Origin of the sequence: Methylorubrum zatmanii (assembly GCF_014845115.1) — a bacterium.
GTDB lineage: Bacteria > Pseudomonadota > Alphaproteobacteria > Rhizobiales > Beijerinckiaceae > Methylobacterium > Methylobacterium zatmanii.
Genome location: NZ_NKUI01000086.1, coordinates 1 through 21,515, shown reverse-complemented (window position 1 = coordinate 21,515; position 21,515 = coordinate 1). Strand labels below are relative to the sequence as shown.

Below are 21,515 nucleotides of genomic sequence, written 5' to 3'. Positions count from 1 at the left end.
GCCCCCGCCGCCACCATCGACCAAGGCAGCTCGCCGCGCACGATGCCGCTGGCGATCTGGGTCATCAGCGTCGCTTGAGGGGCCGGCAGGGCGGCGGCCTCCTCCATCCCCTCTCGCGGCAGGGCGCCGACGAAGCCGTAGGCGTTGTAGAGGAGATCGAGGAGCGGGGCGATCACCAGGGCACCGACGATCACGCCCGCCGCCAGCACCGCCTGCTGGCGCCAGGGGGTGGCATCAACGAGCTGGCCGGTCTTGAGATCCTGAAGGTTGTCGTTGGCGATCGAGGCCGTCGTCACGACGATGGCGGAGAGCAACAGGGCGGCGGCGACCACGAAGCGCTCGCCCTCCGGCCCGGCGGCACGGCCGAGCAGCAGCGGCAGAAGCAGCGCCGCCAGCAGGGTCGTGAGGATGCCGATGCCGGAGATCGGGCTCGACGAGGAGCCGAGCAGACCGGCGAGGTAGCCGCAGGCCGCCGCCATCAGGAAGCCGAAGCCGGCGGTGAAGATCGTGGCGCTCGCGATCAGGGCGATGCGCAGGCCGCCAAGTTCGGCGCCCGCGCTGAAATGGCCGAAGAGCCAGATCAAGGGCAGCGCGAGGAGCAGGGACGCTCCCGCCACCCAGGTGATCGGCAGGTCCCGCTCCTGGCGGGGCAGCGTGCGCAGGGCGCCCCCGCCGCCGCGGGCCGCCTGCAGCGCCGAGCGGATGCTGCCGAGGATCGCGCGGCCGAGGGAGGCCACCGTCCAGACCGCGCCGACGGCGATGATGCCGGCGCCGATCAGGCGCACCTTCTCCGACCAGACCGCCCGCGCGACGGCCTCGGGATCCTGTCCGCCCGCGCCGTCGCCGAAGGCGGTGAGGAGCGGAACCGCGACGCCCCAGGCGAGCGCAACGCCGGTCAGCAGGGCGAGGCAGGCACCGAGCCCGACGAGATAGCCGACCCCGACGAGGGCCGGCGAGAAGCCGGTGGCGAACCGGAACAGGGCCGGGCCGGCGGCGAGGGTCGTGTGCAGTCCGTCCGCGAGAAGCCGGAATCCGGTGGTGGCCAGCCCGATCGCGCCCCCCGCGCCGGCGGCCCCCAGCAGCACGCGCAAGCCCCCACGATCACCGGCCTCGCCCGCATGCAGCACCTCCGCCGCAGCCGTCCCCTCGGGGTAGGGAAGGCCCGAGCCCATCACCAGGGCCCGCCGCAGCGGGATCGAGTAGAGGAGGCCGATCAGCCCGCCGATGAGGCAGACGGCGGTCGTTTCCCAGAACGGGAAGCCGTGCCAATGGCCGATCAGAACCAGGCCCGGCAGAACCAGGATGACGTTGCAGAGGGTGCCCGCCGCCGAGGCCTGGGTCTGGACGATGTTGTTCTCGAGGATACCGGCCCCGCCGAACAGACGGAGCAATCCCATCGAGAGCATCGCCGCCGGGATCGAGGTCGAGAAGGTCACCCCGGTCTTCAACCCCATATAGAGGTTGGCGGTCATGAACACGACCGTGATCACCGCCCCGAGCAAGAGCCCGCGCAGGGTGATCTCGGCAGCGTGGCGCGGTGCGTTCCGGCCGGCATCGCCGCGCGACACGGCTTGGTCGTCGGGTCGAGCATCCACGGGAAGCGGCCTCCGGTTCCGCCCCCGGCTCGGGACGTTCATGGATTTGGGAACCTAACCGGCTCTTCGTCCGATCCCTGTCGCGCCGTCGCGGCCAAGCCTGTCCCATGAGCTGACATGCGGGGGCGCATCGCGCGTCAACACGGAGACCACCATCGATGAGCCAGCCGTCGCGCCACGAGATCCCGCCGCGCTCAGGAGCTGCCTTCACCCTCGAACGGGGCCAGCGCCTGACCGTGATCGATCCCATGGGCGAGCAGGTGGCCGACCTCGTCGCCTTCCGCCGGGACGATCTCGACGAGGTCATCTCCTCCGGCCGGACCATCGACTATGCCTCGCGCATCTTCCTGACGAAGGGCGATCCGCTCTACTCGAACCGCTCCAACGTGCTCCTGCGCATCGTCGAGGATACGGTGGGGCGCCACGACTTCCTGCTCACGCCCTGCTCGGCCGACACCTTCCGGATCATCTACGGCGACACGCATCCGCACCGGGGCTGCTTCGGCAACCTCGCCGAGGCGCTGGCACCCTACGGGATCGGACCGGACCGCATCCCCGTCGCCTTCAACGTGTTCATGCATGTGACCGTCGATGGCACCAGCGGCGAACTGGCCGTGCGGCCGCCGCTCAGCCGGGCCGGCGACCGGGTGACCTTCGTGGCCGAAGCCGACCTCATCATCGGACTGACCGCCTGCTCGGCGCCGCAATCCAACAACTTCTCCTTCAAGCCGATCCAGTACGAGATCGACTCTTGAGGCGCCCCCGACGGGATGTTCGAATCTCAAGTGAACTCTGCGCCACGATGACGCGGCGGTCCAAGACAATCCGCAGATGAACCCGCCGACCTAGCCTTCCGCTTGTCCCCAGACATCGCGGAACAATGCCCCGGCGGTGCGGTTCCCCGGCCAGCTCATCTTCAGGGACGGCCGGCGGACTGATCGAGCCTCGGCCTGCCCTTCATACCCTTCACCGAACCGGACGTCGCGCCCGGTTCGCCGCGCCTGCTTGCCCGCTTCGTACGAGGTGTCATGCTGCTGCCCACCGACGATGCCGTCCACCCGCTCGCAGAGCGCTTCCGGCACTTCATCCGCCAACAGCCCTTCCCCTGCGTCGGCGCCAAATCCGCCCTGTCCCGCGGTCATCTCAAGGTACTGGTCGCCCGCGATGTCGCCTCCGACCGGGACGACGGGCGGATCTATCCGGCTCTCCTCGCCTTCATCTGCCGCTACCGGGCCCACCGCGACCAGTTCCAGAGCTTCGCCGTCGTGTTCGAGGGACCGAACCGCCTCTCGGAAGAGGCGTTCGAGGCCGCCCTGTGGCAGCGGATGCAATCGCTCTCCGACCGGGATAGCGGCCTCGGCCATCCTCAAGATCCGCGGGTCTCGGCCGATCCGGAGGATCCGCATTTCTCCATGAGCCTCGGGGGCGAGGGCTTCTTCATCGTCGGCCTGCACCCAGACGCGAGCCGCAAGGCGCGCCGCTTCGAGAGCCCCGTGTTGGTGTTCAACCTGCACGATCAGTTCGAGAGGCTGCGGGCGGAAGGTCGTTACGAACGCCTGCGCGACTCGATCGTCGAACGCGACGTGGCTTGGGCGGGCTCACCCAACCCGATGCTGGCCCAGCACGGCGAGCGCTCCGCCGCCCGGCAGTTCAGCGGGCGGCAGGTCCCGGACGATTGGGTCTGCCCCTACCGCCGCCGCGAGGGAGCGCCGGAATGGGACGCGCAGCAGGTCGCATCGGATCTGCGCTCGGGCGCCTTCGTCGCCGGACAGATGGAGGGTTGAAGATGAGCGACACCGAGCTTCTGTCCCGCCCCGCCGCCGGTCCGGCCGGCTTCGAGAACCCGACTCGTCCCGCAGAAAGCCACGAGGACGCGCTCGTCGCCCTCGGCCACGCGGTGCGCGCGACCGGCTACCGCTTCACCACCGTCACCCCGGCGACTCATGCCCGGGTGAATGCCCGGCCTGAGAATGCCGCCGCCCGTTCCTTGCGCGACGTGCTGGGCTGGAGCCGCCCGTTTACCGAAGGCCTGATCCCCCCGGACCTCACGGCTTTGATGGAGCGGGCCGGCGTGCTCGACCGTTTCGAAGGGCCGGAAGGCCCCGTGCTCAAGGCCAAGATCCGCCTGTCGAGCCTCGACGACGAGCTGTTCCTGCATGCCGCCTATCCGCCGCTCGCCGCCGATTCCGTGTTCTTCGGGCCCGACACGGCTCGCTTCGCCGAGGCGGTGATCGGCCATCTGGAGGAGCGCGCATGCTCGGGCCGGCCGGCGCCGCGCCTGGTGGCCGATATCGGCTGCGGCTCCGGCGCAGCGGGCATCCTCGTCGCCAAGCGCATGCCGGAGGCCGAGATCGTCCTCGTCGACATCAACCCGGCAGCCCTGCGGGCGGCGACGATCAACGCCCGGCTCGCGGGTGTCGACAACGTTCGGGCGGTGCACAGCGACATGCTGAGCGGCGTAGAAGGCTCGTTCGACCTCATCGTCTCGAACCCGCCCTTCATGGTGGATGCGGGCGGACGGGCCTATCGCCACGGCGGCGGTCCCCTCGGCGCCGGCCTGTCCCTGCGGGTGGTCGAGGCGGCGGCCGAGCGGCTCGCCCCCGGCGGCAGCCTCGTCCTGTTCACCGGCTCCGCCATCGTCGAGGGCCATGACGGCTTCCGGGAGGCGGCCGGGGCGATCTGCGCGCAGGCCGGACTCGAGTGGAGCTACCGCGAATTCGACCCGGACGAGTATGGCGAGGAACTCGACGATCCGGGCTACGCCGAGGCCGAGCGCATCGCTCTGGTCATCCTCACAGCGACACGTCCGGCCAGGCGATGAACGGGGCGGAGGAAGGCGCGCGCGCGGAATTCCTGGCGGATGCGCTCGCCGGCCTTTCGGGACACCCGAAGACGCTGCCCGGCAAGTATCTCTGGGACGAGACCGGCTCCGATCTGTTCGACCGGATCTGCGCCCATCCCGACTACTACCCGACGAAGCGCGAGATGGCGCTTCTGCCGGGGGTCGCAAGCGAGGTCGCCCCCCTGGTCGGCTCCGGGGTCAGCGTGGTGGAGTTCGGCAGCGGCGCCAGCCGTAAGATCCGCACCCTGCTCGATGCCCTCGACGCTCCCGCGGCCTATGTCGCCCTCGATATCTCGAAGGCCTATCTCGAATCCGCGATAGAGCGGCTCGCTGCCCACTATCCGGGGGTGACAATGACGCCGGTCACCGCCGATTACTCGAAGCCGGTTCGGCTTCCGCCGGGCGTCGCGTCGCCGCCGATCCTCGGTTTCTTCCCCGGCACCAGCATCGGCAACTTCACGCCCGATCAGGCCGGCGGCTTTCTGGGGCGGGCGCGGGAGACGCTGGGACCGAGTCATTTCCTGGTCGGTGCCGATCCGACCCGCGACGCGGCCCGCCTGCGGCGTGCCTATGGCGAGTCGGGCGGCCTGATGGCGGCTCTGCACCTCAATCTGTTCGAGCGTCTGAACCGCGAGCTCGGCGCCGACTTCGACCGGGACAATTTTCGGCACGAGGCCCGGCTCGCCGAGGATCCGTTCCGGGTGGAGGCCCATCTCGTGGCGATCAGGCCCGCCTCCTACCGGCTGGGAGACCGGACGATCACCGTCGCGGCCGGCGAGAGCATCCGCACCGACACGTCCCACAAATACCCGCCCGATGTCTTTCGGACGCTGGCGGCGGCTCAGGGTTGGGAACCGGTTCGCCAGTGGATCGACGAGGACAGCGGTTTCAGCCTGCACCTGTTCAGGGCGTGACAGGCCCCTCCCCGTTCAGACACGGGACGGCGTGTCGGCCAGATAGGTGAGGAGCGCGAGCCAGGTCGGCAGGCAGTGGCGCCGCCGGTCGTAGCGCTCGACCACGGTGCGCCGGGCCGCCTCCCGCAGGGCCCGTGACCGCTCCGGCGCGCGGCAGGCGGCGATCAGCTCGTCGGCCAGGGCCTCGGCATCGAAGAAATCGCGCAGAATCCCGTTGACGCCGGAGCGGATCACCTCGCGCATGGGCGCGGTATCGGAACCGACGACCAGGCATCGGCAGGCCATCGCCTTCAGGGACGCCCGGGGCAGGGCGAAGGGATAGGTATAGGCGACGTGGGCGGTGGAGACCGACAGGGCGGCGAGCATCCTGTCATGCGTCAGCCGGCTCAGGAAATGGACGCGACCGAGATCGAGCCGGCCCTCCAGCTCGGTCAGCATCCGCTCCTTCCAGGCCTGCGTCTCGGAGGCCTTCGCCACCGAGTTGCGGCGTCCATCGGCTCCGATCACGACAATCTCGGCCTGGGGCACCGCCTCCAGCAGGCGCGGCAGGGCCCGCATGAAGGTCGGAAAGCCGCGCAGGGGCTCGAGCTGCCGGGCGATGAAGGTGACGACCGGCCAAGCCTTGGTGAGGACGCGTCCGTCGGGAAGGTGCAGCGCCGCCGCAGGATCGTAGCGGACCCGATCCGTATCGATGCCCTCATGGATCACGCTGGCCTGGGCCCTCAGGGCCGGCGGCAGCAGGCTACGCTGGAACTCCGTCGGGCAGACCAGCCGGTCGGCCTCGCCGTAAGCCATCGCGAGGGTCGCGTTCTCGGCCCGGTCGCGCAGCCGGTCCTCCAGGGTCGGAGCCCGCTTCCACTCCGTGTCGAAACCGAGCGCATCGCCCTCCGCCCGATAATACGGGGCATAGACGAGCTGGCGTGCCCGCGGAAAAACCTGATTGAGGAGCAGCGTCTCGCCCCGGCCCGGATGGCCGACGATAACGGCCGGATCGAAGCCGTGCTTGCGCAGCTCCAACGCGCATTTCAACGCCGCGGTGGCATTGATGAAGGCCTCCTCGGCCGGACGGGCCAGGGGGAACAGGCCAGGGGTCACGGCTCGCCCGGGACTCCAGCGCAGAATCGGCACCCCCTCCATCCCCGGCGCGGTTTCGGCGGCCATCGCCGCGCAGCGATGGCCGCGGCCGATCAAGGCCTCGGCGAGGAAGCCGAACGGCCCCGGGAAATGGCTGTGAACAAACAGGAAATCCGTCATCCCGGCGGAGCGGCCCCTCGTGCCCTGGCGGCGCGATGCGGCGGATCCTCGCAGGATCGTACGAAGCCGCCTCAGAATAAGCGGCTCACAGTGGGCCCTTCATCCCAGGGGGTTCGACGGACGTAAACGCGGTCGGGAGCCGGATGATCAGGCCGGCCTCCTGCATCGACGTTTCCCTTGCGCAGCCTCGGCACGGACGAAACGCCGACACCTGCGAGGAGCGACCGGCGGCGGTGCGATGCATTCACCGGTCTAAGCCAAGGGAACCGGAGGGGGAACCGGAGGCGCATGCCCTTGAGGAGGGGCCGCCGATGCCAGTCCATCGGCTCCCTCCCCCGCCCCTTCGGCCGTGGCGAACGAGTACCGCGGCCAGCGGGCTCGGAGTGACAGTGCCACGCGGACCGCATGGCCCTTGACGGGGCAGGATCCCGATATGCTTCCAGCGCCAGTGAGCCGACGGTCGACAGATGCCTGCCCCGACCGTCTGCTCCTGCGCGTTCCGTCCCGGCTCAGGGCACGATCAGTGGAAGACACCGAAGAACCACAGCAGAAGGATGATCGGGAGCGGGATACCGATCAACCAAAGCAGGCCGCCCTTGAGCATGGGTGTGTCTCCTCATTCACGCAAACCGATCGGCCGACACCGATCCATTCGGAATGACCCTCGAACACCGCTCATTGTTCCGCCCAGGAAACTGCAATGGGCATCGTTGTCGTGGAAGAGTGGTGGGGCAACGCCTTGCTGATGAGCTTCGTTGATGCGGCAAGGCATCGCGCTTCTTGTGGTGCAGCGCCCCGCTTCGGCACAAACCAATCACAGTGTTCGCCATGCTGTGACCGTATGTGAAACAACAAATGGGTGAATCCACACATCAGCCGGGGCTACGACAACACTGATATGCAACAAATCATTTCCGTCTTTTCTCACCGAAACCGGGCTTCCGCTTGATCGCAGATTAGCGAAGCCGGAGGTCTTTTTGTCCGGAAACGACAATCCTCCAGCCATCTCATTGGGCTTAGAAATCGTATCAGTTTCTGCCCCGAACTTTCTTGCATTCGCAGTCTCTCTGACGGCAGCATTGCCTCGAATTAACTTGACCATCAGAGAGCAAGTGTACTTATATACGCCTGTTACACGATACGACTCTGTTCACGCGGCGCTCAGGTCTAGGCTCGCACCGCCGAGTTCACCCTCCATGTCCGGTGCTCTCTTAGCGTAGACACCGAAGAAGCCAGACATGACGGCCGCCCGATTGTCCAGTGAGTGAAATACGGAACAATGGTAACACCGATTGCCAAGATCACTCGACGCACATGTCTCCAGAACTCGGGCCACAATTTTAGCTGATGGAGACGACAGAGCAAACCGGAGCCAATGAACAAGGACGCTTCCTGTTCATCGACGAGAAATAGATCGCGTGATCTCGGATCGGGCGGACAAGCCGGATGCTCGGAATATAGGCTGCGAAATCGCCTACCTCTGTAACTAGGAGCTTGTCTCGCCCATCATCGGCGACCGCTTTGACTCTAGAAACCTAACGATTACGATGTTTTCAGTCAGACACGCCCCGGTCAAAGCTGAACAAGAAAGCTGAACAAGCAGGTGTGTCGAAAAAGATCGATCACACCGCCGCCTGAAATGCGTCCAAAGCCATGCGTGCTGGTGGGCGGTGAGGGACTCGAACCCCCGACCCTCTCCGTGTAAAGGAGACGCTCTACCAACTGAGCTAACCGCCCGAACCGGTGCCGCGCAGCGATACGGAAGCGCGCGCGCCTGCGCAAGGGTATGCCGTGGCCTCTCCCGGGTGTCACCTCGAAAAAAGCCCCCGGAGCGGCACTCCGGGGGCTTCCTCGTCAGGGCCTGGGAAGCGGCTTAGTGGGCGACCACAGCCGAGCCGTCGTCTTCACGCTTCGGGGTCTTGGCGGGAAGCGGCTCGTCCCATTCGATCGGCTCGGGCTGCCGCACGAGGGCGTGCTGGAGCACTTGGTCCATCCGGGAGACGGGCACGATCTCCAGGCCATTCTTCACGCTGTCGGGCACCTCGGCGATGTCTTTGGCGTTCTCCTCGGGGATCAGGACCGTCTTGATGCCGCCGCGCAGGGCCGCGAGCAGCTTCTCCTTCAGGCCGCCGATCGGCAGCACGCGACCGCGCAGGGTCACCTCGCCGGTCATCGCCACGTCCCGACGCACCGGGATGCCGGTAAGGGTCGAGATGATGGCCGTGGCCATGGCGATGCCGGCCGAGGGCCCGTCCTTCGGGGTCGCCCCCTCGGGAACGTGGACGTGGATGTCCCGGCGCTCGAACAGCGGCGGCTCGATGCCGAAATCGATGGCCCGCGAGCGGACATAGCTCGCCGCCGCCGAGATCGATTCCTTCATCACGTCGCGCAGGTTGCCCGTGACCGTCATCTTGCCCTTGCCCGGCATCATGACGCCCTCGATGGTCAGCAACTCGCCACCCACCTCGGTCCAGGCCAGACCCGTGACCACGCCGACCTGATCGTCCGCGTCGATCTCGCCGTAGCGGAACTTCGGCGGGCCGAGGAATTCCGGCAGCGTCTCGGGATTGGCCTCGACCTGCTTCACCTTGGTGATCAAGATCTCCTTCACCGCCTTGCGGATCAGGTTGGAGATCTCGCGCTCCAGGTTGCGGACGCCCGCCTCCCGCGTGTAGCGGCGGATCAGCATCATCAGGCCGTCATCGGTGATCGACCACTCGTCGGTCCCGAGCCCGTGCTTCTTCGTCGCTTCGGGGATCAGGTGGCGGCGGGCGATCTCCAGCTTCTCCTCTTCGGTGTAGCCGGCGATGCGGATCACCTCCATCCGGTCCATGAGCGGGCCCGGAATGTTGAGGGTGTTGGCCGTGGTGACGAACATGACGTTCGAGAGATCGTAATCGACCTCCAGATAGTGGTCGTTGAACGTCGCGTTCTGCTCGGGGTCCAGCACCTCGAGGAGCGCCGCGGACGGATCGCCACGGAAATCCATGCCCATCTTGTCGATCTCGTCGAGCAGGATGAGCGGGTTCGAGGTCTTGGCCTTGCGCATCGACTGCACGACCTTACCGGGCATCGAGCCGATATAGGTCCGGCGGTGACCGCGGATCTCGGCCTCGTCCCGCACGCCGCCGAGCGACATGCGCACGAACTCGCGGCCCGTCGCCTTGGCGATCGACTTGCCGAGCGAGGTCTTACCGACACCGGGCGGGCCGACGAGGCACAGGATCGGGCCGGTCAGCTTGTTCGCACGCTGCTGCACGGCGAGGTACTCGACGATCCGGTCCTTGACCTTGTCGAGACCGAAGTGATCCGAATCGAGGATCGCCTGGGCGCCGAGCAGGTCCTTCTTGATCTTCGAGCGCTTGCCCCACGGGATACCGAGCATCCAATCGAGATAGTTGCGCACGACCGTGGCCTCGGCCGACATCGGCGACATCTGCCGCAGCTTCTTCAGCTCGGCCTGAGCCTTCTCGCGGGCCTCCTTCGTGAACTTGGTCTTCTCGATCTTCTCCTCGAGCTCGGCCAGCTCGTCGCGACCGTCCTCGTCGCCGAGCTCCTTCTGGATCGCCTTCATCTGCTCGTTGAGGTAGTACTCGCGCTGGGTCTTCTCCATCTGCCGCTTGACGCGGGTCCGGATGCGCTTCTCCACCTGGAGCACGGAGATCTCGCTCTCCATCAGCGACAGCACGCGCTCCAGGCGCTGCGCCACCGTGGGGATCTCGAGAATGGCCTGCTTGTCGGCGATCTTGACCGCCAGATGCGAACCCACCGTGTCGGCGAGCTTGGACGGCTCGTCGATCTGGGTGACGGCGGAGACGACTTCGGGCGAGATCTTCTTGTTGAGCTTCACGTAGTTCTCGAACTCGGAGATCACCGAGCGGGCGAGCGCCTCGGCCTCGACCCGGTCGCCGAGATCGTCGGCGAGGGTGAGGGCCTGCGCCTCGTAATACTCGTCCGAGCGCACGAAGGCCTCGATCTGCGCCCGGCCGGCGCCCTCGACCAGCACCTTCACCGTGCCGTCGGGCAGCTTCAGGAGCTGCAGCACGGAAGCCAGGGTGCCGATCGTGTAGATGGCGTCGGTGGCCGGATCGTCGTCGCTGGCGTTGATCTGCGTCGCGAGCAGGATGTGTCGATCCGAGCGCACCGCCTCCTCGAGCGCACGGATCGACTTCTCGCGGCCCACGAACAGGGGCACGATCATGTGCGGGAACACGACGATGTCACGCAGCGGCAGGACGGCGTAGGAGCCCGTCGAACCGGGAACGACCGGCTGGCGCGATTTCGACTGGGTCATGGGTTCTTCCCTTATGTGTTGACGCCGAGCATTCGCTCCTCAACGAGAGCAAGCATCCTGCCAGGTGCCGACCGGGCCGCGAAGGGTCGGAAGCGGAGAATTCGTTTGCGGCTGGTAGCGCGGGCCCGAACCTTTTGGGGGATCAGCGTAGGGACCTGCGGTAAGCCTCAGGTGGTCGTTTCGGAGGGTGCTTTCAAGCGCGAATACCCTCTGGAACGAAAAAGGGCCGCCGGCTCAACAGCCGGACGGCCCTGGTTGATTGCCGATCAGGCGCTGACGCTGGCCGGAGCGTCCTTGTTGCGGTCGCCGTGGATGAAGAGCGGCCTCGATTTGCCCTCCACCACCTCGGGGCCGATGACCACCTGCTCGACCGAGTCGAGGCCGGGCAAGTCGTACATCGTATCGAGGAGGATGGTCTCCAGGATCGACCGGAGGCCGCGGGCGCCGGTCTTGCGCTCGATGGCCTTGCGGGCGACCAGGCTGAGGGCCTCGTCCTGGAAGGTCAGCTCGACATTCTCCATCTCGAACAGCCGCTGGTACTGCTTGACCAGGGCGTTCTTCGGCTCCTGCAGGATCTTCTTGAGGGCTTCCTCGTCGAGATCCTCCAGGGTCGCCAGCACCGGCAGGCGGCCGACGAATTCGGGGATGAGGCCGAACTTGAGCAGATCCTCCGGCTCGACCGAGCGGAAGATCTCGCCGGTGCGGCGATCGTCCGGAGCCTGGACGCTGGCGCCGAAGCCGATCGAGGTGCCCTTGCCGCGCTGGGAGATGATGCGCTCCAGCCCGGCGAAGGCGCCGCCGCAGATGAACAGGATGTTCGTGGTGTCGACCTGCAGGAACTCCTGCTGCGGGTGCTTGCGGCCGCCCTGCGGAGGCACGGAGGCGACGGTGCCTTCCATGATCTTCAGGAGCGCCTGCTGCACGCCCTCGCCGGACACGTCGCGGGTGATCGAGGGATTGTCCGACTTGCGGGAAATCTTGTCGATCTCGTCGATGTAGACGATGCCGCGCTGCGCCCGCTCGACGTTGTAGTCGGAGGCCTGGAGCAGCTTGAGGATGATGTTCTCGACGTCCTCACCGACATAGCCGGCCTCGGTCAGCGTCGTCGCGTCCGCCATGGTGAACGGCACGTCGAGGATGCGGGCCAGGGTCTGCGCGAGCAGCGTCTTGCCCGAGCCCGTCGGCCCGATCAGCATGATGTTGGACTTGGCGAGTTCGACGTCGTTGTGCTTCGTCGCGTGGGCGAGCCGCTTGTAGTGGTTGTGCACCGCCACCGAGAGAACCTTCTTGGCGAAGTCCTGGCCGATGACATAGTCGTCGAGGACCCGCCGGATCTCCTTCGGGGTCGGTACCCCGTCGCGGGACTTCACCAGCGAGGATTTCGATTCCTCACGGATGATGTCCATACACAGCTCGACGCACTCGTCGCAGATGAACACCGTCGGGCCCGCGATCAGCTTGCGGACCTCGTGCTGGCTCTTGCCGCAAAACGAGCAGTACAGCGTGCTCTTCGAGTCGTTGCCGCCTGTCTTGCTCATATCGGTCTCCGGTTCGCGGGCGCGGCCCCAGCCAGGAGGGCACGCGCGTCGATCATAAGATGTAAGCGCATCCGCCTAAAGAAACAGTCACACCGGGCGGATGCGTCGGGAATGAGGCGCTCGACTCCCGATGCAATCATGCAGCCGGCTCGGGATCAACTGGCCTGAGGACCGGAACAGGCGCCGAAAAGACGCATGCCCCGCTCCGGGTGGTCAGCGTGCCCTAAGCGCCTCAGGGTCCCAGCCCGATCAGGCCGTGGCAGCCGTCTCGGGACGCTTGTGCAGGATGTCGTCGATCAGGCCGAACTCCTTGGCCGCATCGGCGGTCATGAAGTTGTCGCGCTCCAGCGCCTGATGGATCGTCTCGTAGTCGCGGCCCGTGTGCTTCACGTAGATCTCGTTGAGCCGCTTCTTGAGCGCCTCGATCTCACGGGCATGGATCAGGATGTCGGTGGCCTGGCCCTGGAAGCCGCCGGAGGGCTGATGCACCATGATCCGGGCGTTCGGCAGGGCGAAGCGGTGGCCGGCCTCGCCGGCGGCCAGCAGGAGCGAGCCCATCGAGGCCGCCTGTCCGACGCAGAGCGTCGTGACCGGGCAACGGATGAACTGCATCGTGTCGTAGATCGACAGGCCCGAGGTCACCACGCCGCCGGGGGAGTTGATGTAGAAGGAGATTTCCTTCTTCGGGTTCTCGGCCTCCAGGAACAGAAGCTGGGCGACGATCAGCGACGCACCCTGGTCCTCGACGGGGCCGGTGAGGAAGATGATCCGCTCGCGCAGAAGCCGGGAATAGATGTCGAAGGCACGCTCGCCGCGGCTCGACTGCTCGACCACCATGGGTACGAGCGAGTTGTGGAAGTAGTCGACCGGATCTCTCATGTCAGCCCTCGGCTCCGGGGTCCGGACCCGAGCGAATCGCTCGGGCGCCGGTTGGTTACAGCGAACATAGCGGCCGTTAACGCCGCCTGATCAGATCGCCGCCCGCCCACGGAGCCGGGGGAAGGTGGCGATCAGCCGGCGGCCTGCTCGGCCGCCGCCTCGTTCTTGGACTCGCTCGGCTTCTTGTCCGACGCGGCATCGGCCTCGTCGTCCTCGGCGAAAAGCGTCTCCTTGGAGACGGGCTCCTCGACGACCTGGACCTGCCCGAGGACATGGTCGACGACCTTCTCCTCGAACAGCGGCGCGCGAAGCTCGGCGAGCGCCTGCGGATTGTTGCGGTAGAAGTCGTAGACCTGCTTCTCCTGGCCCGGGAACTGCCGGATCCGGGCGAACAGGGCCTGGTTGACCTCATCGTCCGAGACCTTGATATCGGCCGTCTCGCCGACTTGCGCAAGCACCAGACCGAGGCGGACGCGCCGCTCGGCGATCTTGCGGTACTCCGCCTGCGAGGCCTCCTCGGTGGTGCCCTCGTCCTCGAAGGTCTTGCCGCGGTTCTTCAGGTCCTGCTCGACCTGCGCCCACACGGCTGCGAACTCCTGATGGACGAGGCTCGGCGGCAGATCGAAGGCGTACTTGCCGTCGAGCGCATCGAGCAGCTCCTTCTTGAGCTTGCGGCGGGACTGCGCCTCGTAATCGGCGCCGATCGCCTTGGAGACGGCCTCCTTCAGCTTCTCCAGGTCGTCCATGCCGAAGCGCTTGGCGAGTTCGTCGTCGATCTTGGTCTCGCCGGGAGCGGCGACCGCCTTCACGGTCACGTCGAACTCGGCATCCTTACCGGCGAGCTGCTCGGCCTGGTAATCGGCCGGGAAGGCCACCTTGACCAGGCGGCTGTCGCCGACCTTGGCGCCGACGAGTTGGTCCTCGAAGCCGGGAATGAAGGTGTTGGAGCCGAGCTCCAGATCGACGCCCTCGCCCTTGCCGCCCTCGAACTCGGTGCCGTCGATGCGGCCGACGAAGTCGATGGTGACGCGGTCGCCGGACTGGGCTTCGGCGCCCTCCTCACGGGGCTCGAAGGAGCGGCCGTCCTTGGCCATGCGCTCGAGGGTCTCGTTGATCTCCTCGTCGGAGGGCTTCAGCACGAGTTTCTTGATCGACACGTCGGACAGGTCGGCGAGTTCGAAGCTCGGCAGCACCTCGAGCTTGACCTTGAAGGCAAGGTCGCCCTTGGCATCGAGGGCGCGCTCGATGATGTTCTGCTCCTCGTCCTTCGGGAACTCGATCTGCGGCTCCAGGGCGAGGCGCAGGCCCTTGTCGGCCACGATCTGCTGGTTGGCCTCGTTGACGGCGTTCTGGAGAACGTCGGCCATCACCGACTTGCCGTAGACCTTGCGCAGATGCGCCACCGGCACCTTGCCGGGGCGGAAGCCCTTGATCTGGACCTTGCCCTTGATGTTCGAGAGCTCGGTGTTGAGGCGATCCTCAAGCTCGTTGGCGGGGAGGAGCACCTGAAACTCGCGCTTCAGCCCCTCGGAGGTCGTCTCGGTCACCTGCATCGTCGTTCGTCCGCTGTTTTCTAAACCGCAATCTCGTCTTCGCGTGCCGCTGCGCCTGGAAAGCCCCCGATATGGGGGCCCCGGCGGGAACCGATTCGGTCCCGGCGCCGATCCCGATACGGACTTGGTGCGGGCGGAGGGGCTCGAACCCCCACGTCTTGCGACACTGGAACCTAAATCCAGCGCGTCTACCAGTTCCGCCACGCCCGCGAGCGCCATCGACACGGGCTCGGAATTCCGAGCCGTCGAAGCGCGCGTCTATAGCACGCGCACCCGGAGCCGCAGCAAAAAACTTGCGGGGGCACTGGCCCGGTGGCGGGGTGAGGCGCGCCACCCTACAACGCCTCCCACACAGAAGAGACGACGCGAGGCGCCATGCGAAAGCCCGACCCGACGGCCCTGCCCGAGCCGGGACATCTTTTTTCGCGGCGCGCGCTGGTCGCCGGAGGCGCCGCCCTCGCGCTGATGCCCGGCGCCGCACCCGCACAGGCGCCTGCCCCCGCTTCCCCCGGAAAAGCGCCGCCGGAGCCCAAGCCTCTCAAGGCAGCGCCGGCCCAACTCCGCTTGAAGCCCGAACCCGCACCCGAGACGGCGGTCTGGCGCTTGGGCGGCGACGCCGCACCGCCGATCCTGCGGCTGAAGCTCGGCGAGGCCGTGCGGCTGCGGGTCGAGAACGGGACCGACAAGCCCTTTTCCCTGCACTGGCACGGGGTGCGCATCGTTAACGCCATGGACGGCGTCGGCGGTGTCACCCAGCCGCCGATCATGCCGGGCGGCAGCTTCACCTACGATTTCACGCCGCCGGATGCCGGCAGCTTCCTGATCCGCACCCTCGTGGTCGGCGGGTCGAGCGAACCGTCGGGCCGGGGCATCGCCGGCATGCTGATCGTGGAAGAGCCCTCCCCGCCCCCGGTCGACCAGGATGTCGCGCTGCTGCTGCAGGATTGGCGGCTCGACGAGGCCGGCACGCTCCAGCCTTTCGGGCAGGTCGCCTTCGCCGCGGCGGCCGGCCGGCTCGGCAGCGTCGTTACCCTCAACGGCCGGCCGATCCCGCTGACACTGGAAGCGCGCCCCGGCAGCCGTCTGCGCCTGCGGCTCGCCAATGCCTGCAATGCCCGGGCGCTGCGCATCCGCTTCGACGGGCTCAAGGCTTATGTCGCGGCGGTGGACGGGCAACCGACCGACACCTTCGAACCGTTGAAGGCCACTCTGCCCTTTGCCCCCGGCACCCGCTACGACCTTCTCCTCGATCTTCCGCCCCAGGCGGGTCCGGCGGGGACGATCACCGCGCTGATCGGTCAGGGGCTGCCGCTCGCGACGCTCGCCGCCGCAGGCGAGCCGGTGACGCAGGCCGGCCGCGGGGCGATCGGCTCGATCCCCGAGAACAAGCGCCTGCCCGCCGAGATCCGGCTCCAGAGCGCCCTGCGGCGCGAACTCGTGCTGAGCGGGGGCGTGCGGCCGGACAAGACCAAGCCCGGCAGCGAGACGCCCTATCAAGGCGATCCGGCCAAGGTCTGGCAGATCAACGGCGCCAGCGGAGCGATGGGAGCAGCGCCGCTCTTTTCGGTCAAGCGCGGTCAGGTCGTGGTGCTGGCGATCCGCAACGACACCGGCTTCATCCAGAGCCTGCACCTGCACGGCCATGTCTTCCGCCTGCTGCATCAGTTGGATGACGGCTGGGAGCCCTACTGGCTCGACACGGTCCAGATTCCCGAGGGCCGCAATGCCCAGATCGCCTTCGTGGCCGACAATCCCGGCCGCTGGCTCCTTAGCGCAACCGTTCTGGAACGGTTCGATACGGGGCTGTGGACGAGCTTCGAGGTGACGTGACCCGCTTCACGCAACGCCCTCTCGAACAGAAACGCCCTCTCGAACAGACTTGCCGCCCACGGACGATCATTCGGCCGCGTCGCGGCCGGACGTCTCGCCAGCGCCCGCACCACCCGGTCCCGTCACCGGCCGGCTGAGGGCGCAGGCGCCTTCGCTCCGGCCGGCACATTCCATCAGCCCATCAGCTTCGAGCCCGCTGGATCGGATCGCGCGGTTCCGCCGCGGCTCGCCGGCAGCCTGCTCGAAGGGCCGAACCGACCTCTGCCTCGTCCGGTAGCGGCCAAACAGCCGGCCGGATCGGCATCCGTGAGCCGCTTTCGGGCGGACGGCGCCTTCACGCCGTCCGCCCCGGTCACTTCGCGGGCAGCGTCGGATCGCCGAAGCGCTTGGCGAGGAAGAGGATGTCGTCCTCGTCCTTGGCCTGCTCCACCAAGCTGCCCTTGGCCTCGTCGAACACCCAGGTCGCGTATTTCGCCGGGGCGGATGCCGGAGGCCGGTCCGTCCCGCGCAGGACGATGTCGCCGCCTTGGATGGAACGGATGACATCGTTCGCCAGCAGCGGCTTGTGGGCGACCGCCTCGATGGCCGCCGGGCGGCCAGCCACCGAGGTCGGCGTCAAGGTGTTGGCGACCGTCGCCGAGAGGGCCGGCAGCGTCACGCCCGCATCGAAGGTCCAGATCGCCTTCTTCTTGTGGAAGCCGATCACCTTGATGCCGCTGTCGCCCTCGCTGATCTGGTCAGCCCCGGTCGAGGAACCTTGCGGAGCGCCGTATTGCGGTGCCGGGAGCCAGGGGTTGAGCCCGTATGCAGGGCCGGATCCCGAACCGCCATAGGTCTGGAGGTAGCTGGCCAGCGACGACGTTCCCCACTGCCCGCCAACCGCCACGCCGTAGTGGAAGTTGAGGAACTGCGTTCCGGCCCCGGCGGTGTTGATGATGCCGATGCTGTTGGGGAATAGCGCCGGGGTGAAGCTCCCCTGCGCCATGCCGAGATCGGTCGGCAGGAGCACGGTGAAGGAGTTCGGCCCCACCATCTCACCCGTCGCGTTGATCGTCGGCACCAGCGTCGCCTTCGCCCCGAAGATCCGGTTGTTGCCCGCCCCGCCGGTGATGATGTCCTCGCCGGCCTTGATGGCACCGGCATAGACGCCGGAAGCCGGCGAGGCGGGATCCGGGACGCCAAGGATGAAGCGGACGTCGAACAGCACGCTCTGCAGGTCGAAGCGGGTATCCCTCGGCGCCCCGATCCAGCCACGGTAGGCCGCGGTCAGGCTCTGCGGCCCGGCGAAGCCGAAGGGGGTATCCCAGTTCAGGCCGTCATAGAGCGGGTTGCGCCAGCCGAGGACGCTGCCGGCCAGGGCGTTCCAGGCCGAGCGGGTCCAGGGATCGAGATCCCCGTCGAGGCCCGTCCCGTTGGTGCCGAGGACACGGGCTTGGACCTGTGCACGATCTTCCGCGAGGCTCGCGGAGGTGGTGCCCTGAGCCTGAGCCGCGTTGGCGGCCGGCATCTGGAGGAAGCCGGTATCGCCGATCAGCAGATCGTTGCCGTCGCCGCCATCGATCCGGTCGTTCCCGCTCAGGAAGGCGTCGCCGCGCGAGGCCACCGTCACCAGCCAGTGCAGGGCCGTGGACTTCAGGTCGACGGGGAAGTCCGCCACCCAATGCTGCTGCATGGCGGAGAACCGCTCTGCGGCGCGGGCTGTCACGGCCGCCTCCACCGAGGCCGCGTCCGCCGCCTTCGCCGGATCGGAGACCGCGAGACCGCGGGCCACGCCGGGCTGAAGCATGACCAGGGTGTCGCCGACGACGAGGTCGTCGCCCGCGCCCGCATCGATCGTGTCGTTGCCGATCGAGAGCGTGTGGTTCGTGCGCATCGACTCCGGCAGGCCGTAGGCGAGGATCTGGTTCAGCGGCAGCTGCGCCGCAGCCTCCAGCTTGGCCGTCACCGAGGCCTGCGCCGCCCGACCCGTCATGGCGAGGTCGGTGATGACCGCGCGCATGTCGGAGAGGAAGTCGCTGAGCGTCAGGGCCGCCTCGGCGGACAGGCTGCGCAGCGGACCCGCGCCCTGGACGATGGTGCGGGCGGCGTCACCCACGATAAAGTCGTCGCCCGTCCCTCCGGAGATGGTGTCGTTGCCGTAGGCAATGGTCCGGCTCGGACCACCCTGCAGCAGGTCGACGCCGCGGCTGAGCGTGGCGAAGACGCCGAGCAGGTCGGTGAGCGAGGCGGAGACCTTGTCGATCTGGCCGTTGAGCGCGGCGTAGGCGGTGACGTCGAGGGTGTAGGTCTCGCTGCTGTCGCCGTAGATCGTGTCATTGCCGGCGCCGCCGTCGATGATGTCGTTGCCCGCCAGCACGCCGTTGCTGCCGTAGAGGCTCGGCACCATCGAGGCGTAGACCGTGAGCACCGCGCCGTCGCCGCGCCGGATCGGGTCGGAACCGGCGATGTCGGAGGCCACGCCCGCCATCGAGGGGTAGAACTCGATGCGCGGGGCACCGGCGCTGAGGGCGCCGGGCACGAGGTTGAGAGCCGGCACCACCACCTCGCCGCCGAGGGGAAGCGCGAGACCGGTCTCGGACGCAGCCCCGATCAGCCGGATCGCGTTGACGATGGTCGGCTTGTCGGAGGTGGTCTCCGCGAGGTTCGAGGCCCGGTCGCCGTAGATCAGGTCGTCGCCGTCGCCGCCGCCCAGGCTGTCGTTGCCGCGCTGCCCGAACAGCACGTCGTTGCCGTCGCCGCCGGCGATCACGTCGTCATCGGCCTTGGCCAGCGAGACGGTCAGCGCCGAGGTCGTCCAGGTTCCGGCCTCGCCCGAGGTGAGGCGGGCTCCCGAGCCGTCACGGGCACCGACCGCGAGGACGAGATCCGCCTGCGCCAGCTTCTCGGCGAGATCGGCGGTCCGGGCCGCTCCGGTCTGGGAGTCGGTGGCGATGGCGGCGGTGACCGTGCCGATCTCCTCCAGCACCACGTCGCGGTGCCAGGTGCCGTCGCTGTTGAGCACGGCCGAGCCATCCCGGCCGTAGGCGCGCACGATCCGGCCCTCGTCGCCGAGAATGTAATCGACCCCGGCACCCCCATCGATCGTGTCGCGGCCGAGGCCGCCCACGATCTCGTCGGAGCCTTCCTCGCCGTAGATGAGGTCGTCGCCCATCTGACCGAAGATCCGGTCGTCGCCCGCGCCGCCGGCAATCGCGTCGTTGCCGCCGACGAAGTCGATGAGGTCGAAGCGCAGCACGTCGCGCATCACCGTATCGGCGAAGACACCCGGGTTGCGCTGCCACGTGACCGACTTCACGTCGTCCACCAGCACGGTGCGGGTGATGACGCCGTTGTCGCCGAGGATCACGTCGGCACCCGTGCCGCCGTTGATGAGGTCGTTGCCGTCGGCTCCGCCCAGCACGTTGTGGCTGCCGGTGATGTCGTCGTCTCCGTCACCGCCCGAGAGCTGGTCGTCGCCCTGCTGGCCGTAGAGGAAGTCGTCGCCCGCGCCACCCTCGATGGTGTCGTTGCCGCCGCCATCGGTGGCCGCCGTGAAGATCGAGACCGCGCGCTGGTTCACCGGCAGGGCCAGGTCGTAGAGCATGTGGTCGCCGAACAGCACGTCGTGCCCGTCGCCGCCGAGGATCACGTCCGCGCCCGTGCCGCCGGCCACGTCATCGTTGCCGCCGCCGGCCTCGATGCGGTCGTCGCCGCCCGCGAGCGGATCGGTGGAGGCCAGCCGACGGATCACGGCACGGCCGCCGACCAGGGCGAGGTCCGCCCGGCCGTTGTCACCGAGGATCATGTCGGCCCCGGCCCCGGTGACGATGCGGTCCGCACCGACACCGCCGAAGACGAGGTTGTCACCGTCGCCCGCCACGATCCGGTCGTCGCCGCCCGCCGTGGGATCGATCGTCTCCAGCACGACCATGACGCCGCCGGAGAAGGTGGCGCGGCCGTGATCGCCGAGGATGGCATCGCTGCCGGTGCCGGTGGTGATCGTATCGCCGCCGAGGGCGCCGAAGACCAGGTTGTCGCCATCGCCCGCCCGGATCGTGTCGCCCGCGCCGGATGCGGCGTCGAGCGTCGTCACCGAGGCGATGACGCCGACCGTGAACCGCGCCTCGCCGCTATCGCCGAGCACGATATCCGCACCGGCGCCGGTGGTGAGCGTGTCGGCACCGAAGCCGCCGATCACGAGGTTGTCGCCCGCGCCGGCATCGATGACGTCGTCACCGCCCAGGGCGGTGTCGGTCGAACTCACCTGCGCGAGGCCATCGGCGTCGAGGCGGACGAGGCCGCTGTCGCCCAGCACCACATCACGGCCGGAACCCGTCTCGATCGTGTCGGCATCCATGCCGCCGATGACGATGTTGGCGCCCTCGCCGGCTTTGATCGCGTCCCGGCCGCCGATGCCGGCATCCAGGCTGCGGGCCTGGATCAGACGGCCGGCGGCGTAGAGCACCTCGCCGCTATCGCCGAGGATCACATCCGCGCCGGAGCCGGTGGTGACGGTGTCGGCCCCGAAGCCGCCAAGGACGAGGTTGTCCCCCGCACCGGCTTCGATGGTGTCGTCACCGCCCAGGCCCGTCTCGGTGGACAGGACCTGCTGCAGCAGGCCGGCCGCGTCGTAGGTGACGCTGCCGTTGTCGCCGAGGATCACGTCGGCACCCTTGCCGGTGGTGATCGCATCCGCATCCGCGCCGCCGAGCACGAGGTTGTCGCCCTCGCCGAGGATCAGCGTGTCCTTGCCGCCGTCGGCCGGAGCCAGGGTCGCCACGCTCACCCGCACGCCGCCGGCAAACACCGCCACGCCGTTGTCGCCGAGCACGATGTC

The 21,515-nt window shown here is 67.9% G+C and carries 12 protein-coding genes and 2 tRNA genes; 5 read left to right on the top strand and 9 right to left on the bottom strand.

Annotated features, from left to right (window positions below; translation table 11 throughout):
• Nucleotides 1–1,595 (bottom strand): OPT family oligopeptide transporter (locus tag MZTS_RS11640; protein WP_192283954.1); only part of this gene is annotated, 1,595 nt, incomplete at its 3' end.
• A 158-nt stretch (nucleotides 1,596–1,753) separates the two neighbouring features.
• On the opposite strand from MZTS_RS11640, the gene MZTS_RS11635 reads away from it, so the two are divergent.
• From MZTS_RS11635 to egtD, 4 genes are all read left to right on the top strand, one after another.
• Nucleotides 1,754–2,350: a DUF1989 domain-containing protein gene (locus MZTS_RS11635; protein WP_009866640.1), complete on the top strand. Its 597-nt coding sequence runs from the start codon at nucleotides 1,754–1,756 to the stop codon at nucleotides 2,348–2,350.
• Nucleotides 2,351–2,623: 273 nt separating this feature from the next.
• Complete coding sequence (gene gntA / locus MZTS_RS11630) at nucleotides 2,624–3,379, top strand: guanitoxin biosynthesis heme-dependent pre-guanitoxin N-hydroxylase GntA (protein WP_192283953.1); 756 nt, start codon at nucleotides 2,624–2,626, stop codon at nucleotides 3,377–3,379.
• Between the two features lie 2 nt (nucleotides 3,380–3,381).
• Nucleotides 3,382–4,416: a methyltransferase gene (locus MZTS_RS11625; protein ID WP_192283952.1), complete on the top strand. Its 1,035-nt coding sequence runs from the start codon at nucleotides 3,382–3,384 to the stop codon at nucleotides 4,414–4,416.
• Nucleotides 4,413–5,351, top strand: coding sequence for an L-histidine N(alpha)-methyltransferase (gene egtD / locus MZTS_RS11620; RefSeq protein ID WP_192283951.1), 939 nt, complete (start codon nucleotides 4,413–4,415; stop codon nucleotides 5,349–5,351). Before MZTS_RS11625 ends, egtD begins: the two co-directional genes overlap by 4 nt.
• Before the next feature lie 15 nt (nucleotides 5,352–5,366).
• Here the strand turns inward: egtD and MZTS_RS11615 are convergent, their stop codons facing one another.
• From MZTS_RS11615 to MZTS_RS11585, 7 genes are all read right to left on the bottom strand, one after another.
• Complete coding sequence (locus MZTS_RS11615) at nucleotides 5,367–6,605, bottom strand: glycosyltransferase (RefSeq protein ID WP_192283950.1); 1,239 nt, start codon at nucleotides 6,603–6,605, stop codon at nucleotides 5,367–5,369.
• A 1,661-nt stretch (nucleotides 6,606–8,266) separates the two neighbouring features.
• Nucleotides 8,267–8,342, bottom strand: a tRNA-Val gene (locus tag MZTS_RS11610).
• A 136-nt stretch (nucleotides 8,343–8,478) separates the two neighbouring features.
• The gene (gene lon, locus MZTS_RS11605; protein WP_192283949.1) at nucleotides 8,479–10,899 is read right to left on the bottom strand and encodes an endopeptidase La; all 2,421 of its coding nucleotides are present in this window, start codon (nucleotides 10,897–10,899) and stop codon (nucleotides 8,479–8,481) included.
• Nucleotides 10,900–11,165: 266 nt separating this feature from the next.
• Nucleotides 11,166–12,437: an ATP-dependent Clp protease ATP-binding subunit ClpX gene (clpX, locus tag MZTS_RS11600; protein ID WP_017485729.1), complete on the bottom strand. Its 1,272-nt coding sequence runs from the start codon at nucleotides 12,435–12,437 to the stop codon at nucleotides 11,166–11,168.
• Between the two features lie 249 nt (nucleotides 12,438–12,686).
• Nucleotides 12,687–13,316: an ATP-dependent Clp protease proteolytic subunit gene (locus tag MZTS_RS11595; protein ID WP_192283948.1), complete on the bottom strand. Its 630-nt coding sequence runs from the start codon at nucleotides 13,314–13,316 to the stop codon at nucleotides 12,687–12,689.
• Nucleotides 13,317–13,447: 131 nt separating this feature from the next.
• On the bottom strand, nucleotides 13,448–14,869 hold the full coding sequence (gene tig / locus MZTS_RS11590) for a trigger factor (protein ID WP_192283947.1): 1,422 nt from the start codon (nucleotides 14,867–14,869) through the stop codon (nucleotides 13,448–13,450).
• A gap of 125 nt (nucleotides 14,870–14,994) precedes the next feature.
• Nucleotides 14,995–15,079: transfer RNA gene (locus tag MZTS_RS11585), tRNA-Leu, on the bottom strand.
• Between the two features lie 165 nt (nucleotides 15,080–15,244).
• Between MZTS_RS11585 and MZTS_RS11580 the strand changes: the two genes are divergently transcribed.
• On the top strand, nucleotides 15,245–16,699 hold the full coding sequence (locus MZTS_RS11580) for a multicopper oxidase family protein (RefSeq protein WP_192283946.1): 1,455 nt from the start codon (nucleotides 15,245–15,247) through the stop codon (nucleotides 16,697–16,699).
• A gap of 352 nt (nucleotides 16,700–17,051) precedes the next feature.
• Here the strand turns inward: MZTS_RS11580 and MZTS_RS11575 are convergent.
• The coding region (locus MZTS_RS11575) for a beta strand repeat-containing protein (RefSeq protein ID WP_281397041.1) at nucleotides 17,052–21,515 on the bottom strand (4,464 nt) is incomplete at its 5' end.